This is a genomic window from Mesorhizobium sp. CNPSo 4670 (genome assembly GCF_057784235.1).
On sequence record NZ_JBWJFQ010000017.1, the window covers coordinates 51,802 to 67,316 of the forward strand.

Consider the following 15,515-nt stretch of genomic DNA (forward strand, 5'->3'; position numbering starts at 1 on the left):
CAATCAAAAATGCTCGCCGGCCTTGAACGGACCGATGCGCATTCCCGCGGCGATCAGGTAGGCGGTCGACCAGCCGATGAGCAGAAATCCGTTCACGCCCTCCAGTGCCGCCAGCACGCGCCATGCGTGCGGAGGTACGATGTCGCCATAGCCGACCGTCGAAAAGGTAATGGTCGAAAAATACAGGGCGGTCTCAAAGTCGGCGAAAATATCAAGCAACCGGTACAGCCCGGCCCAAAGCCAGATCTCGGTGGTCATGACGGCGAAGAGCCCCATCACCACGCTAATCATTGCCACCGTGCGGCTGTGACGCCCGTGCATACGAAATCGGGCGACAAGGTATCCCATCGAATGGGTGGACGGCGATCAGCCCAAACGTATGGACCAGGACCGTCAGGCTGATGACGACGGTGCCGATGAGCAGATTGAGGATCATGCGAGGGAACGTAAACGCCGCTGATGCCCCGGTCCTTGTGCGAGATCAATCCTGGTGCCGGCGGCCTAGCCTTGAATGGAGATCTTCGGCCGCCGGATGTCCTTACGCATAAGCAGCTTCGGTCTTCCGCGCGCTCGTCTCTATCGGCAAGGTGAGATCCAGTACCACACGGCCCTCGATCTTGCCCGCCTTAAGCCGCGCGAGGACTGCGTTGATGTCGCTCAACGGCGCCTTGGTGATTTCAGCGTGCACCTTGCCCTCGGCCGCGAAGGCGATGGCCTCGTCCAGATCGGGTCGCGTACCGACGATGGATCCGCGCAGGGTGATGCGCTTCAGCACGACGTCAAAGATCGGGGTCGGGAATTCTCCGGCGGGAAGACCGACGAGGACGACCGTACCCTTGCGGCGCACCATGTGTACCGCCTGGGAGAAGGCCGGTGGCGAGACGGCCGTCACCAGGATGCCGTGGGCGCCGCCGCCCGTTGCCTTGAGGACATCGGCCACTGCGTCTGGCGAGCGGGCGTCGATGGCCACGTCCGCCCCGGTCGCGCGCGCCAGTGCGAGCTTGTCCGGTGTCACGTCGAGCGCCACGACCTTGAAGCCCATCGCCTTGGCATACTGGACCGCCACATGGCCGAGGCCACCGATGCCTGAAATCGCCACCCATTCGCCCGGACGTGCCTCGGTCTCCTTCAGCCCCTTGTAGGTGGTGACGCCGGCGCACAGGATCGGGGCCATCTGGGCGAAATCGACACCGGCTGGAAGGCGCGCGGTGAATGCTGCCGAAGCGATGACATATTCTGCGAAGCCGCCATCGCAGCTATAGCCGGTATCGTGCTGATGCTCGCACAGCGTCTCCCAACCGGTCTCGCAATATTCGCAGCTCAGGCAGGCGTCGTGCAGCCAGGCTACGCCGACCGGATCACCCTTCTTGAAATCGGTCACACCTGGCCCGAGCGCGGCCACCACGCCTGCCACTTCATGGCCGGGGATGAAGGGCGGCACAGGCTTGACCGGCCAGTCACCGGAGGCGGCATGCAGGTCCGTATGGCACACACCGCAGGCGATAACCTTGACCAGCAGTTCACCTGGCCCCGGCACGGGCACCGGCACATCCTCGATCGTAAGCGGCTTGCCGAATGCCCTTACGACGGCGGCCTTCATCGTCTTGACCATGAGTCCAACTCCTTTGTCGATGAGGGCAGACTAGGCACTGGGGCGGAAGGTGCTTTGACCGAAATCAATGCGCGTCTTGGGGCAGGGCATAAAGCTGGGGTTTCCGTGGCCCTGGAATGTTCCGGGCATTAAGACAAGGAAATTGCCATGTCCCAACACGCCCTCGAACTCGTCCGCTCCAAGGGAAATATTCCAGCCCGCTATGGCAACTTCATCGGTGGAAAATGGGTCGCGCCTTTGGACGGGCAGTATTTCACCGACTACAGCCCAATCAACGGCCAACGCCTCGTCGAGGTGGCGAAGTCGACGCCTGCGGACGTGGAAGCGGCGCTCGATGCAGCTTATAAGGCCAAGGACGGATGGGCGCGCCTGTCGCCGGCCGAGCGGTCGCGGCTGCTCAACAAGGTGGCCGATCGGATGGAGGAGAATTTCGAGCTGCTGGCGATGGCCGAAACGCTGGACAACGGCAAGCCGATCCGCGAGACGCGGGGCGCCGATGTGCCGCTTGCCATCGATCATTTCCGGTACTTCGCTGGTTGTATCCGTGCTGATGAAGGCTCCATTTCCACAATCGATGACGACACTATCGCCTATCACTTCAAGGAGCCGCTGGGTGTCGTCGGCCAGATCATTCCCTGGAACTTCCCGCTGCTGATGGCGGCCTGGAAGATTGCCCCGGCGCTTGCCGCCGGCAATTGCACGGTGATCAAGCCGGCCTCCAACACGCCGCTGACGCTCTTGATCCTCGCCAATCTTACCGCGGACATCCTGCCGCCCGGCGTGCTCAACGTCATCACCGGTCCGGGTGCGTCGGTCGGGCGGGCGATCGCCGCCAATCCGCGCATTTCAAAAGTGTCGTTCACCGGCGAGACGACGACTGGAAGGCAGATCATGGGGTATGCGGCCGAGCACCTGATTCCGCAGACCATGGAATTGGGCGGCAAGTCGCCAAACATCTTCATGGCCGACGTGATGGATGCCGACGACGAATTCCTCGACAAGGCGCTTGAAGGCTTCGCGCTTTTTGCTTTCAACAAAGGTGAGGTCTGCACCTGCCCTTCGCGGGCGCTCGTCCAGGAATCGATCTTCGACAAATTCATGGAGCGCGCGGTGGCCCGCGTTGCAAAGATCAAGGTCGGGGATCCGCTCGATGCCGCGACGCAGATGGGTGCGCAAGCCTCCGAGGATCAGTTGACCAAGATCCTCGACTATATCGAGATCGGCAAGCAGGAGGGCGCCAAATGCCTGACTGGCGGCGAGCGCGCCCATCTCGGTGGCGACCTGGACAAGGGCTACTTCCTGAAGCCGACCGTGTTCACCGGCGACAACAGCATGCGGATCTTCCAGGAGGAGATTTTTGGTCCTGTCCTGTCGGTCACGACGTTCAAGACCGTCGAGGATGCGATCCGCATCGGCAATGACACCATCTACGGTCTCGGCGCCGGCGTCTGGTCGCGCAACGGCAACGACGCCTACCGCGTAGGGCGCGGCATCCAGGCGGGACGGGTGTGGACCAACTGCTATCACGCCTATCCCGCCCATGCCGCCTTCGGCGGCTACAAAGCGTCCGGTTTCGGGCGGGAAAACCACAAGATGATGCTCGACCACTATCAGCAGACAAAGAACCTATTGGTCAGCTACTCGACCAAAGCGCAGGGGTTTTTCTGATAATTGGCTTTGGGCGATGGCGCTGGGATGCGCCATCGTCTCGCAGCCGGACCATAGGCGCAGCGCGCGCGTTCATGGGATCGGCTCCTCTGGTGTCGAAAAAACCTCCCACCAATTGATGCCGCTCAAGGCAAGGGTCAACCGGCTTTCGTGTGCACCACGTGTGCAGTGAGCGGCGTGATATGCTAAACGGCCTTCAGTTTGCGTCGGCATAGTCGCAAATTCGGTCACGTTCGGCTGCGCGTTTCGTTCCAAATTACTCAGTCGTTCCAACGGGGTATTGGACGGACTGAGACTGAAAAAAGATAATAAAATGAATAAGATAGAGAGAAGAATTGCCATTGCGCCCATGATGGATTGGACGGATCGGCATTGCCGGTTCTTCCATCGCCAGCTGACCAGCCGTGCGCTGCTTTACACCGAGATGGTGGTGGCCGACGCGGTTATCCATGGCGCGCGCGAGCGGCTGCTTGGCTTCGATGCGGCGGAGCATCCCGTCGCCTTGCAGGTCGGTGGCTCAGATCCCGGAAAACTTGCCGAGGCGGCGCGCATCGGCGAAGTCTTTGGCTATGACGAGATCAACCTCAATGTCGGCTGCCCATCCGACCGCGTTCAATCGGGCGCCTTCGGCGCCTGCCTGATGAAAGTGCCTGACCTTGTCGCCGACTGCGTCGCCGCGATGAAAGCGGCGGTGGCGATTCCCGTCACCGTCAAATGCCGTATCGGCGTCGACGAGCAGGACCCCGAGCCGGCGCTCGATACATTGGCGGACGGTGTTTTCGTAGCTGGCGCCGACGCGCTGTGGGTGCATGCGCGCAAGGCGTGGCTGGAAGGGCTGAGCCCCAAGGAAAACCGTGACATCCCGCCGCTCGACTACGGCCGCGTCTATCGGCTGAAGGCCAGAGAACGAAACGAATTCATTGGCATCAATGGCGGCATCCAGTCGATCGAGGAGGCGCGGGCGCATCTCGACCATGTCGACGGCGCCATGCTTGGCCGCGCCGCCTACCACACGCCCGGTATTCTGGCCGGCGTCGACGCCGCCTTCTACGGCGTCAAGTCCGGCGCGTTCGATTTCGCCGCGCTGATCGATGCCATGGCAGAGTACGCGGCCCACCATATCGAACAGGGCGGGCGGCTTGGCCATGTCACCCGCCATATGGTCGGACTGTTCCATGGCTTGCCCGGCGCGCGCCGCTACCGCCAGATCCTGTCCACCGATGCGACCCGGCCCGGTGCCGGACCGGATGTGCTGAAGACGGCCTTCGCAGCCGTCGAGTTCGGTGGAGCGGCGGCCGAAGCGGCCTGACGCATTCGGGTCGGGGTCAATCCCTGAGGATCATGCGGTCGCCGCGCACATCGAAGCCCGACAACGAGCCGATGAAGTTCATGCCAAGCAGGCTCTGGCTGAGCATGCCGGGTGCTGCAATCATCACCGGCATGTCCTTGCGCACGATGCCGCCGATCGCCAGTTGATCGGTCTTGACGGCCGCGGCGCGCGCCATGCCGTTGGCGGTTGCGACCGGTATGGTGTAGTTGAGCGCCGCTGGATTGAAACCGGATGCCTGGGCGTCCTCGGACGTCAACACGGTGCTGGTCGCGCCGGTATCGACCACGGCCCGCACTGGATTGCCGTTGACCAGGATGCGGGCTTCGAAATGGCCATTGTCCGCCTTGTCGAGTGTCACCGTCGCGTGGCCGTCCTCGACGCCCAGAGCCAGCGGGCTGCCGGGAACAAGGCCTGCGGTGACCCGACTGGCGACATCCTGCAGTTCGTAGCGATACTGGTAGCCGGCGATCAGCGCGAGCGCGATGGCCGCCCAGGCGCCGAGGTTGCGGGCCATGGCACCCAGGGGCCTGCCTGAGCGAAGCAGGCCGGCGCCGATCAGCGCGCCGAAGGCGCCAAGCCAGATCAGGCGGCCAAAATCGTAGTTCTCGACGCCGAGCGTGCTGCCGCCGGAATCGTTGAGCATAAGCAGGACTGCTCCCACCCCGATTGCGGCAATCAGTATCCAGAACAGCCGGTTCATCTGTGTGGTCGCCTCATGAAAGCAGGTCGCGTTCGCGCGTCATGCGAGCGCGGCGCGTTTCCCGCCGCGGCCGACGCTCGACCGTTTCCAGCCGGGCAGGCAATTCAGCCATGACGGAGCGGCGCGTTTCGGGCGTCATTGCGATCCAGGCGCCGATTTCTTCGCGCGTCCGGCCACAACCGAAACAGAAGCCGGTTTTCATGTCGATTGAACAGACCAGGATGCAAGGGGATTCGATGACCGTCATGTCTTTCTCTTGAGGGCTTCCATCCGGAATCCCTTGTTCCATCTCCACATGGTGCAACCGCAAAGCCAATGCAAGCCCTCGCAATAGCGCCCTTCGCGGCCACCTTTGCGGCAAAAGCGTGAGCATGATCCAGGAGGTTGTGCCAACCGCGCAAGGCGGCTATGCCGCTCACCAACTCAGGGAATGAATGCCGACGACATGACCAGCGCGCTGCCTTTCGACGATTTTCGCAACCTGTTGGCCAACTTGCCGGCGGCCGACACGGCATCCGGCACCCGTGTGCGCAAGCTGTTTGCCAAGGCCGACAAGCCCAGCAATTCGCTTGGCCGCATCGAGGACATCGCCGCCTGGCTCGCGTCCTGGAGCGGGCGGGCTCCGCCCGCCGTGACAAGGCCTTTGATGGCGATCTTCGCCGGCAACCATGGTGTTATCAGGCATGGCATTTCGCCACGGCAGGTGGCGGCGACCGCTAACGCGGTCGAGCTTTGTGCTGCCGGTGGCGCCGCGATCAACCAGATCTGCATTGCCAATGATCTCGGGCTGAAGGTTTTCGATCTTGCCCTGCACATCCCGACCGCCGACATCACCGAGGATGCCGCATTGGACGAGCGCGGTTGCGCCGCCACCATGGCCTTCGGCATGGAAGCGATCGCCGGCGGCACCGACCTGCTTTGCCTCGGCGATCTCGGCGTCGGCAACTCCACTGTCGCTGCGGCCCTGTTTGCGGCGCTGTTCGGAGGCAAGGGCGCCGACTGGGTCGGCCCGGGATCCGGAGCCGGTGCGGCGATGCAGGTGCGCAAGGCTGAAGTGGTCGATGCGGCACTTGCCTTTCACGGCGGCCATCTCGGCGACCCGTTGGAGGCGCTGCGCCGGGTCGGTGGTCGGGAGTTCGCGGCGATCGCCGGCGCCATCCTCGCCGCACGGATGCAGAAGATACCGGTGCTGCTCGACGGATTTGCGGCAACGGCCGCTGCCGCGGTGCTGCATGCCGCCAACCCCACGGCACTCGACCACTGCCTTCTAGCCAGCCTGTCGCCAGACCCCGCGCATGCCAGGGCCGCCGAGCGCCTCGGTCTTCGCCCGTTGCTCGATCTGGGCATCGGCCATGGTGAGGGGGCAGGGGCCGCTCTTGCGGCAGGCCTGGTCAAGGCAGCGGCGCTGACCAGTTCAGGCATGGCGGCGGCCGTTCGGGGTTAGACGCCACACACACGAGCGAAGTCTGCTATCGCCGCCGCGCCGCCACAGCCGCGGTCGGCAGCGCCGGCAGTTCTTCCATCACCCGGCTCAGCGGGAAGATGGCGATCGCCTCGGTGCCTTCGCGCAGCTTGGAATGAAATTCGAACTCGCCGCCATGCATGGCGAGCAGGCCTTGCACGATCGGCAGGCCGAGCCCGGTGCCCTGCTCGGCGCTCTTGATCGCGATCGAGCCCTGGCCGAAGGCCGAGAGCACCACCGGGATTTCGTCTTCGGGGATGCCGGGACCATTGTCCTTGACCGAAATGTACTGTCCGCCACCCGCCGTCCAGCCGACGCGAACGCGGATTTCACCGCCGGTGGCGGTGAACTTGATGGCATTCGACAGAAGGTTGAGCGTGATCTGCCGCACCGCCCGCTCGTCGGCGAACAGGCGCAGCAACTCATGCTCGAAATCCTGGACAATGCGGATGTCCTTGTTGCGCGCCCTCAATTCCATCATGTGACAGCAATCCTCGACGATGTTGAGCAGCATCACCGGCTCCTCGTTGAGTTGGTAGCGGCCGGCCTCGATGCGCGACAGGTCGAGGATCTCGTTGATCAGGTCGAGCAGGTGCTGGCCGGACTCGTGCACGTCATGGGCGTAGTCGCGATAGGTCGGGTTGCTCATCGGTCCGAGCACCTCGTTCGACATCACCTCGGAAAAGCCAAGAATGGCGTTGAGCGGCGTGCGCAGTTCGTGGCTCATCGAAGCGAGGAACCGCGACTTCGCCAGATTGGCGTCTTCCGCCCGCCGCCGCGCTTCGTCGGACATCGATTTCGCCGTCTCCAGTTCGGCGACCAGCGCATCCTTTTCGGAGCGGAACGACAACAGCATCAGGGACGCGCGGTTGAGGTGACGGGCGACATAGGCGAAGAAGGGCAACGACACGACCAGCAGCCCCGCCATGATCGCCCCGACCGGCATCCACAGCTTGACGCCGGCATAGGCATAGAGCGCCACCGGAACCGCAAAGGTCGCTAGCAAGGCGCCTCCCAGGGAGGAGGTCATGACAGCGGTGGCCGCCATGGCGACCAGCAGCACCACCGCTTTGACGACCTGGAACTGGTCGGGCAGGCAAGTGCTGCAGCCAAGCCAGACGAACCACCCCCAGCCGAGCCCGCAAAGGAAGTGGCCGATCAGCAATTCTCTTTGTGTTTGCAAGGGGTTGAGCTCGGAAGCTTCAGTGCGCTCAATGCGCCGCGCCAAGAAGGTGACGATGGTGTAGCAGGCGAGCGTGAACAGGGCCCAAAGGCCGATCTCATTGCCGACGCCGAAAAACCGGCCGGCTGCCGCGATCGCCAGGACGAGCAGCGGGATGGCTATGGCGCCGCTTGTCATCGCGCGGGCGTGGAGCTTCAGGAGTTCGCGATCAAAATCGGGATTGCCGGCCTGCTGCGAAAGACGGTCGCGCGTCTTGCGCACCGCGCGCGCGACATCGCTGTTGCGATGAGGTTTCCGGCGGTCCACAATGAACTTGTCCGCTGTGTTCGAGCGTTGCAAGGGCATGAAACTTCAATTTATGCGAGCAGCGGTTTCCAAGTGTTAAGCTACGTTCGAATGATTAACCAACCGTTTGCCATATGAGCCGTTCGTGGGGCACGAGGCCGCGCCGGCGATACGCTGCGCCACACCCAAGCATGTGGCGCCGTCTTATGGATTACGGGCTTACCGTCATCATTCTCGGGTTGCTGATCCTCCTGGCGGCCCGCCTCGACCGGGTGGAGACACGCAAGGCGGAGGGTGTTGCAATCGTCAACGATGGCGATTCGATCACGCTTGGCGCCGAGCGCATCCGCATGCGCGGCATCGATGCGCCGGAGTATACGCAGACCTGCCGCAGGAATGGCGCCGACTATCCCTGCGGCACGCTTGCGCGCCAGGCGCTGGTGCGGCTGATCGCCGGCAAGCCCGTCTCCTGTACCGGCTGGCAGCGGGACCGCTACGGCCGGTTGCTTGGCGACTGCACCGCCGGCGGCAAGGACCTCAACCGTGCGCAGGTGGAGGCGGGCTGGGCGGTTGCGTTTGGCGGCTTCGAAAACGAGGAGACCATGGCCCGTACGGCAAGGGTCGGCATCTGGGCGGGTACCTTCGACCGACCGCAGGACTGGCGCGACAGCCATAACGGCGAAGTCGTCGAGAGAAAGCATGGCACGCTGGCGTCGATCGGCGATGCCGTGCGCGAGATTTTTCGGTTCTGGTAAAGCCCGTAAGGGGCTGAACTCTATAGTTGTTGGGAAACCGGGAGGATGGGAATGAAGTTGTTCGACGGTGGCCGCGCACCCAATCCGAGGCGGGTCCGCGTTTTCCTGGCCGAGAAGGGGATCGCGGTTCCGCTGGTGTCCGTCGACATGGGCGCACTGGAGCATAAGCAGCAAGCGGTCAGTTCGCGCAACCCTTTGCAACGTCTGCCGGTTCTTGAACTCGACGACGGCATCATCCTCTCCGAATCCGTCGCCATCTGCCGCTATTTCGAGGAGTTGCAGCCCGAACCAGCCCTGTTCGGGCGTGGCGCGCTCGGCAAGGCGCAAGTCGAGATGTGGCAGAGACGGATGGAATTCAACCTGCTCAGTTGCGTCGCACAGGCCTTCCGTCACATCCATCCAGCCATGAAGGAATGGGAAATTCCGCAGATTCCCGAATGGGGCGAGGCCAACAAGCCCAGGGCCGTAGAATTCCTCAGGCTGCTGGACGATGAACTGGGCAGCAGGGAGTTCATCGCCGGTGACAGCTATTCGATAGCCGACATCACCGGCCTGATCGCCGTCGACTTCATGAAGCCGGCACGCATCAAGGTGCCGGACGGATGCGCCAATGTGCTGCGCTGGCATCAGGCAGTTTCCAGCCGGCCGAGCGCCGCCGCCTGACCATGATCCCGGAAAGTGGAAACCGGTTTTCGGACGAGATCATGGTCAACGAGGATGCGCTCGAAAGCCTCGCCGAGACGGTTCGCGCTTGCCGCATCTGCGTCGAAAATCCGATCGGCAAGCCATTGCCTCACGAACCGCGACCGGTGTTGCGACCATCGTCCAGCGCACGCATCCTGATCGCCAGCCAGGCGCCGGGAACCAAGGTGCATATCACAGGCATGCCGTTCACCGACGCCTCCGGCGACCGCCTGCGCAACTGGCTCGGGGTGACGAGCGAGGAATTCTACGACATCGAGAAGTTCGCCATCGTGCCGATGGGCTTTTGCTTTCCCGGCCAGGATGCAAAGGGTGGAGACTTGCCGCCAAGGCGCGAATGCGCGCCGGCATGGCGCGCGCCGTTGATGGCCCTGATGCCCCGGATCGACCTGGTGCTGACCATCGGCATCTACGCGCAGTTCTGGCACATGGGTGCCACCCGCCGGCCCTCGCTGACGGAAACGGTGATGGACTGGCGTGCCATCTGGAACGCGCCCGGCAGTCGGAAAGTGCTGCCGCTGCCGCATCCGTCGTGGCGCAACACCGGCTGGCTGAAGAAGAATCCGTGGTTTGAAATGGATTTGCTGCCATTCCTGAGATCGGAAATCCGCTATCGTCTCGATTGACCTTTCAGCAAGAAATCACTCGCTTTTCGCCCAATCGGCAGAATTTCTTTCTTGTGAAAGGTCTTGATAAGGCGGAATATAGCTAATCTATTCCCCCGGAGAGAAAAAGATGGACCGCCTCGATAGAAAAATTCTCCGCCTTTTGCAGGAGGACGCGACACTCGCGGTCGCCGACGTTGCCAAGAAAGTCGGGCTGTCGACGACACCTTGCTGGCGGCGCATCCAGAAGCTCGAGGAAGAGGGCGTCATCAAGCGGCGCGTCGCCATTCTCGACCATGAGAAGGTCAATGTGCGGGTCACCGTTTTCGTGTCGATCCGCACCAATTCGCACAGCCATGAATGGCTGCGGCGGTTTTCCGAGGTCATCCAGGAATTTCCCGAAGTGGTCGAGTTCTACCGCATGAGCGGCGATGTCGACTATCTCTTGCGCGTCGTGGTGCCCGACATCGCCGCCTACGATGCCTTTTACAAACGGCTGATCGCCAAGATCGAGATCCGCGACGTGTCGTCGTCCTTCGCCATGGAGCAGATCAAGTACACGACCGAAATCCCGCTCGACTACATGGTGCTGGACAAGGAATCGGGCGCCAACGCAGCTTGAGCCGACGGGACGTCTCAGTTCTTTTTCTTGTTGAGGAAACTCCAGGGTGAGTTCACTGGCAGCGTGATCGTGTCAGGCACGCTGTCGACGCTCACCACATCGGCCTTGCGCACGGCGTAACCGGACTGGATGACGCTTACGCCATCGAGAATGAACAGCTGGCTTTTTTCCATATCCGGCTTCAGCGCGCCGGTAACCGAGACCGGCTGGTAAGTTTCCGACATCTTGTAAGGGTGGGCCGGCGTGACCAGCACGATCTGGTTGGGCGGCGGCGTCGGCATGTGGCTGCAAGCGCCCGTCCACGGCACCAGCAGGAACTGATAGACAAGATCGCCGTCGCGGTCGACCGGCAGTGCATAGCCGGCCAACTGAATGGTCTTGTCCTGCAGGTCAAGGGACAGCGTCTCGCCATGGTCGGGCATTTTTGCCGCGATCATCGGCAGTCCGGCGCCTTCGGCGGCGGCCTGGGTCGCCGGGCGCAGATCCTTCCAGAATATATGCGCGGTCTCGGCCGAGGCGTCGGTTGCAAGGGACACAAACAGTACAGCGGCGAGCGCCATGGTTGATCTGATCTGGTTGCTCATTGGCCGTTTCCTTTGGGTCGGAGTAAAGACGCCGCGGCCAATGACGTCAACGCTCGAGCCGCATCACATGTCGGCGAGAACCGGCCATGCCGATCTCGTGGAAGCCGCGCGCCGCAAACATGTCTCGAAAACCCATGAAACGGTAGCTGGGCGACGGCTGATCGACCGGATAAGCCTCGATCGTTCTGGCCCCTTTGGCGAAGGCGTGGTCGATGGCCGCGTCGAGCAGTGCGGCAGCCAAACCGCCACCGCGCTGGGCCCTTGGCACGTAAAAACAAACGATCGACCAGATATCGGTCTCGCTGTCGTCCTGTTGGCGCGAAAGCTTGCGATAGGTCTGGCGTGGCGCGACCGAGCACCAACCGACGGTCTTACCGTCAAGATGGGCGAGGATGCCGACCGGCGTGCCGGCATCGACAAGCGCCATCATGGCCCGCTTTTTCTCGTCGCTCTCGACTTGCTCGCGGCTGGGCAGATAGCGCCAGGCCATGCACCAGCAATATTTCGGGGCGCCCGGCTGTTCGAACAGGTTTTCGAAATCGGCGCGCGTCGAGCGCGTCACTTCCGTGAAGCGGATTTCAGGTCCGTCAGGCTTTCCTGGCGGCGAGGCGCTCGAGCGTCCTGGCATCCGATAGTTCCTTCACAGCATCCTTGCCGATCCAGCGCGCCGTCTTGTCGGTCGATTGCGCGAGCCTTTCGGCGACGGCAAGGGCAGCGCCGTGCATTTGCATCGATCGCTTGCCGATCGAACGAAGGGCCCAGTTGACGCCCTTCTTCACGAAGTTGCGACCGTCGGTGGCATGCGCTTCGATGATCGGCAGGAAGGCGAGAAAGGTCGCCTCCGGCTCTTTCTTCCGGTGGACGACGGACCAGGCCATCATTGCAAAAGCCGTGCGTCGAACGAATTCCCGTTCATCTGCCGCGAACTCACCGATCAGTTCTTTCCAGGCGTCCGTGTCGACGAAGAGATCTGAGACGCCGTCGACGATATCCCAGGAGTCGAAACTCGATGCCCATTGCCTTGCATCCGCTGCATTAAACCGCTTCGGGTCGGCGGTGACGGAAGCGATGAACTGCGCCTCCATGATGCCGGTCTGCCAAAGCTCGAACGCGCGTTCGTGGTTGCGCTTGATCTTTTTGGCAATCTGCCGCTGCATGCCATGCGAAATGCCGAGCGCCCGTTCGATCTTGATGCCGTAGCGCAGCATGCCGCGGCGATTGTCCTCCGAGCCGATCGACCGCAAATGCGCGACGATCTCGTCGGCGCTGGATTGGGGCGATAGCTCGACCATCCCGCCTATTTTTCCAGGCGCGCCAGCAGCGAAGACGTATCCCAGCGCTTGCCGCCCATCGCCTGGACATCCTTGTAGAACTGGTCGACGAGAGCGGTCACTGGCAGTCTGGCGCCATTGCGGTCGGCTTCATCGAGGCAGATGCCGAGGTCCTTGCGCATCCAGTCGACGGCAAAACCAAAATCATATTTGCCGGCATTCATCGTCTTGTGACGGTTCTCCATCTGCCAGGAGCCGGCAGCGCCCTTGGAGATCACCTCGATCACCTTCTCGATGTCGAGCCCGGCCTTCTTGCCGAAATGGATGCCTTCGGACAGCCCCTGCACCAGTCCGGCTATGCAGATCTGGTTGATCATCTTGGTGAGCTGGCCGGCGCCCGACGACCCCATCAGCCCGACCATGCGGGCATAGGCATCGATGACGGGCCTGGCCCTGTCGAAAGCTTCCTGCTCGCCGCCGACCATGACGGTCAGCACGCCATTCTCGGCGCCCGCCTGGCCGCCGGAAACCGGCGCGTCGAGAAACGAAAAGCCACCGGCCTGCGCGGCCGCCGCCAGTTCGCGTGCGACCTCGGCCGAGGCCGTCGTGTTGTCGATAAAGACCGAGCCTTTCTTCATCGATTTGAAGGCACCTTCGGGACCTGTCGTCACCGAACGCAGGTCGTCATCATTGCCGACGCAGGAGAAGACGAAATCCTTGCCCTCGGCGGCCTCCGCCGGTGTCGGCGCGAGGCTGCCGCGATGCTGGCCAACCCATTGCTCTGCCTTGGCCTTGGTGCGGTTGTAGACGGTGACGTCATGGCCACCCTTGTTCCTGAGATGCCCGGCCATCGGATAACCCATCACGCCAAGACCGAGAAATGCCACAGATGCCATGATTTTACCCTTCAGACGGAAACGAAATTTGCTGCGAAAGTTCTAAAGCGCGTCGCGTTGAAACGGATTCAAGCGACACGCCCTAGGACTTTGTTTCTATGCATGTCGTTGCCCCAAACCGGGGCCACTTTTGGGCGACATGCATAGGCTCTGCGCTCAATTCGTCAAGACGCCTGTGGGCTGATCGACTGGTGCAGGCAATATGGAATTGGTCAGCGCTTCAGATGGATGGTGATCCGGCGCTCGATCCATTCGATGCCATGACGCAATATCTCGACCATGACGAGATAGACGACGGCGACCCAGATATAGGCCTGAATATCGAAGGAGTTGGCGAAGGCGAGCTTTGCGTTGCCCATCAGGTCATAGACGGTGATGATGGCGACGATGGCCGAAGCCTTGATCATCAGGATGAGTTCGTTGCCATAGGGCCGCAAGGCGACGATCAATGCCTGCGGCAGGATGATCTTGCGCAGCGTCTGCAATTTGTGCAGGCCAAGGGAAGCTGCACCTTCCCATTGGCCCCTGGGCACGCTCTCGATGGCGCCGCGCAGGATTTCGGCCTGGTAGGCGGCGGTGTTGAGCGCAAAGGCAAAGACGCCGCAGTTGAATGCATCCTTGAAAAAATCCCAAAGCGTGAATCGGGCGACGGTCAGCCCATCGCTAAACACGGGAAGGTAGATGCCGAATTCGCTGAGTTGCGGCCGGAAAGAGCCAACGCCGTAATAGACCAGAAAAGTCTGGACCAGCAGCGGCGTGCCACGGAAAAAGTAGACATAGCAATAGGCGAGGCCGGATAGGATCCGGTTGCTGGACATACGGCCGTAGGCGACAGGGAGCGACAGTATCGCACCAAGCACCATCGCTATGGCGACCAGCGACAGGGTGACCCCAAGCCCTCTCAGATAGGCCGGCGCATATTTGGCAAAGAAGGCCGGATTCCAGGCAAGGACGAGATAGGCAACAATGCCCAGGCCGAAGGCAATCCACAGGCAGACGAGCGCGTAGCCCGCGATGCGGGGACGCGGCCAGCCCCGCGCCCGCGGCGGTGGCCGCTCGACCATGGTCGCTGTAGCGCTCATCGTTGTGCCTCCCGCCGGCCGAGCGAGCGCAGGATGGCGCTGGTGGCGAAGGACGACACTATGGCCAGACCGAGAAAGACCAGGGCCGCCACGCTGTAAAACAGGAACGAGTGCTTGGTGACGCGAGCGGCCACACCGGCATTGCGCAGCGTCTCTGCGAGACCGACGACCGACACGAGCGACGTATCCTTGAGCAGGCTAAGCCAGCAGTTCTCAAGTCCGGGAAACGCGATGCGAAGGAGTTGCGGCAAGATCACCTTGCGCATGGTCAACCAGTTGGAAAGGCCAATGGCATAGCCGCCCTCATACTGGCCTTTCGGTATGGCGCGGAATGCCGACAGGAAAACTTCGCTGGCATAGGACGAGAAGATCAGGGAAAGCACGATCATGCCGGCGACGAAGCCGTTGACGTCGATGGTCGCGTCGGGCCGGAAATATCGGATGAGATGCTGCAGCAGAATTGGCACGCCGAAGAAAAACAGGAAAAGCGTCACCAGTTCCGGCAGGCCGCGGAAGACCGTGGTGTAGATGTTGGCGGCGAGGCGCAGCGAGGGTTCTTCGGACTGTTTGGCGTATGCAATGAAAAAGCCGATTGTCAGCCCGATCGGCAGCGTGGCGAGTGCAAGCGCGACGGTAACCAGGGCGCCATAAGCGATATCATCAAGCCAGCCATCGGGTCCCCAACTGAGAAGTGTCCATAAGCTCTGGGCTGGCATTGACTGGTCTTGTCTCCACGGCGATCACAGAAGACCGGAAAG

Annotated in this window: 18 protein-coding genes; 7 read left to right on the top strand and 11 right to left on the bottom strand. The window is 62.1% G+C overall.

The features are described from left to right. Window positions 1-3: 3 nt before the first annotated feature. Together AC0ZT5_RS24885 and adhP are read right to left on the bottom strand one after the other, a co-directional pair. Window positions 4-258: a potassium channel family protein gene (locus AC0ZT5_RS24885; RefSeq protein WP_488498597.1), complete on the bottom strand. Its 255-nt coding sequence runs from the start codon at window positions 256-258 to the stop codon at window positions 4-6. Window positions 259-538: 280 nt separating this feature from the next. After that, the gene (gene adhP, locus AC0ZT5_RS24890; RefSeq protein WP_488498598.1) at window positions 539-1,612 is read right to left on the bottom strand and encodes an alcohol dehydrogenase AdhP; all 1,074 of its coding nucleotides are present in this window, start codon (window positions 1,610-1,612) and stop codon (window positions 539-541) included. A gap of 147 nt (window positions 1,613-1,759) precedes the next feature. Here adhP and AC0ZT5_RS24895 point away from each other — a divergent pair, with 147 nt between their 5' ends. Beyond that, on the top strand, window positions 1,760-3,280 hold the full coding sequence (locus AC0ZT5_RS24895; protein ID WP_488498599.1) for an aldehyde dehydrogenase family protein: 1,521 nt from the start codon (window positions 1,760-1,762) through the stop codon (window positions 3,278-3,280). A 313-nt stretch (window positions 3,281-3,593) separates the two neighbouring features. Next, window positions 3,594-4,589, top strand: a complete 996-nt coding sequence (dusA, locus tag AC0ZT5_RS24900) for a tRNA dihydrouridine(20/20a) synthase DusA (RefSeq protein ID WP_488498600.1) — start codon at window positions 3,594-3,596, stop codon at window positions 4,587-4,589. A 16-nt stretch (window positions 4,590-4,605) separates the two neighbouring features. On the opposite strand, the gene AC0ZT5_RS24905 is transcribed toward dusA, so the two are convergent. Both AC0ZT5_RS24905 and AC0ZT5_RS24910 read right to left on the bottom strand, forming a co-directional pair. Beyond that, window positions 4,606-5,310: a TIGR02281 family clan AA aspartic protease gene (locus tag AC0ZT5_RS24905; protein WP_488498601.1), complete on the bottom strand. Its 705-nt coding sequence runs from the start codon at window positions 5,308-5,310 to the stop codon at window positions 4,606-4,608. Between the two features lie 13 nt (window positions 5,311-5,323). Next, on the bottom strand, window positions 5,324-5,557 hold the full coding sequence (locus tag AC0ZT5_RS24910) for a DUF1289 domain-containing protein (RefSeq protein ID WP_477288660.1): 234 nt from the start codon (window positions 5,555-5,557) through the stop codon (window positions 5,324-5,326). A 198-nt stretch (window positions 5,558-5,755) separates the two neighbouring features. Between AC0ZT5_RS24910 and AC0ZT5_RS24915 the strand changes: the two genes are divergently transcribed. Next, window positions 5,756-6,754, top strand: a complete 999-nt coding sequence (locus AC0ZT5_RS24915; RefSeq protein WP_488498672.1) for a nicotinate-nucleotide--dimethylbenzimidazole phosphoribosyltransferase — start codon at window positions 5,756-5,758, stop codon at window positions 6,752-6,754. Between the two features lie 25 nt (window positions 6,755-6,779). Here AC0ZT5_RS24915 and AC0ZT5_RS24920 read toward each other — a convergent pair whose 3' ends face one another. Continuing rightward, window positions 6,780-8,300 carry a sensor histidine kinase gene (locus AC0ZT5_RS24920; RefSeq protein ID WP_488498602.1) on the bottom strand — a complete coding sequence of 507 codons (1,521 nt, stop codon included), beginning with the start codon at window positions 8,298-8,300 and terminating at the stop codon, window positions 6,780-6,782. Between the two features lie 74 nt (window positions 8,301-8,374). On the opposite strand from AC0ZT5_RS24920, the gene AC0ZT5_RS24925 reads away from it, so the two are divergent. The 4 genes from AC0ZT5_RS24925 (at window position 8,375) to AC0ZT5_RS24940 (ending at window position 10,924) form a co-directional block, all read left to right on the top strand. Next, complete coding sequence (locus AC0ZT5_RS24925) at window positions 8,375-8,995, top strand: thermonuclease family protein (protein WP_488498603.1); 621 nt, start codon at window positions 8,375-8,377, stop codon at window positions 8,993-8,995. Window positions 8,996-9,046: 51 nt separating this feature from the next. Then, window positions 9,047-9,658: a glutathione S-transferase gene (locus AC0ZT5_RS24930; protein WP_488498604.1), complete on the top strand. Its 612-nt coding sequence runs from the start codon at window positions 9,047-9,049 to the stop codon at window positions 9,656-9,658. Between the two features lie 41 nt (window positions 9,659-9,699). Continuing rightward, complete coding sequence (locus AC0ZT5_RS24935; RefSeq protein WP_488498673.1) at window positions 9,700-10,323, top strand: uracil-DNA glycosylase family protein; 624 nt, start codon at window positions 9,700-9,702, stop codon at window positions 10,321-10,323. 109 nt (window positions 10,324-10,432) lie between these two features. Continuing rightward, on the top strand, window positions 10,433-10,924 hold the full coding sequence (locus tag AC0ZT5_RS24940) for an Lrp/AsnC family transcriptional regulator (RefSeq protein WP_006205209.1): 492 nt from the start codon (window positions 10,433-10,435) through the stop codon (window positions 10,922-10,924). Between the two features lie 14 nt (window positions 10,925-10,938). Here AC0ZT5_RS24940 and AC0ZT5_RS24945 read toward each other — a convergent pair whose 3' ends face one another. The 6 genes from AC0ZT5_RS24945 to AC0ZT5_RS24970 all read right to left on the bottom strand — a co-directional run bounded on the left by AC0ZT5_RS24945 (window position 10,939) and on the right by AC0ZT5_RS24970 (window position 15,473). Then, window positions 10,939-11,508: a DUF3299 domain-containing protein gene (locus AC0ZT5_RS24945; protein ID WP_488498605.1), complete on the bottom strand. Its 570-nt coding sequence runs from the start codon at window positions 11,506-11,508 to the stop codon at window positions 10,939-10,941. A gap of 46 nt (window positions 11,509-11,554) precedes the next feature. After that, the gene (locus AC0ZT5_RS24950; RefSeq protein ID WP_488498606.1) at window positions 11,555-12,136 is read right to left on the bottom strand and encodes a GNAT family N-acetyltransferase; all 582 of its coding nucleotides are present in this window, start codon (window positions 12,134-12,136) and stop codon (window positions 11,555-11,557) included. Further along, the gene (locus AC0ZT5_RS24955) at window positions 12,096-12,800 is read right to left on the bottom strand and encodes a DNA alkylation repair protein (protein WP_488498607.1); all 705 of its coding nucleotides are present in this window, start codon (window positions 12,798-12,800) and stop codon (window positions 12,096-12,098) included. The genes AC0ZT5_RS24950 and AC0ZT5_RS24955 overlap by 41 nt, the downstream gene beginning before the upstream one ends. Window positions 12,801-12,805: 5 nt before the next feature. After that, window positions 12,806-13,675, bottom strand: a complete 870-nt coding sequence (locus AC0ZT5_RS24960; protein ID WP_488498608.1) for an NAD(P)-dependent oxidoreductase — start codon at window positions 13,673-13,675, stop codon at window positions 12,806-12,808. Window positions 13,676-13,887: 212 nt separating this feature from the next. Continuing rightward, window positions 13,888-14,757, bottom strand: coding sequence for an ABC transporter permease (locus tag AC0ZT5_RS24965; RefSeq protein WP_477288642.1), 870 nt, complete (start codon window positions 14,755-14,757; stop codon window positions 13,888-13,890). Next, window positions 14,754-15,473, bottom strand: a complete 720-nt coding sequence (locus AC0ZT5_RS24970; protein ID WP_095091530.1) for an ABC transporter permease — start codon at window positions 15,471-15,473, stop codon at window positions 14,754-14,756. Before AC0ZT5_RS24970 ends, AC0ZT5_RS24965 begins: the two co-directional genes overlap by 4 nt. Window positions 15,474-15,515: the final 42 nt, after the last annotated feature.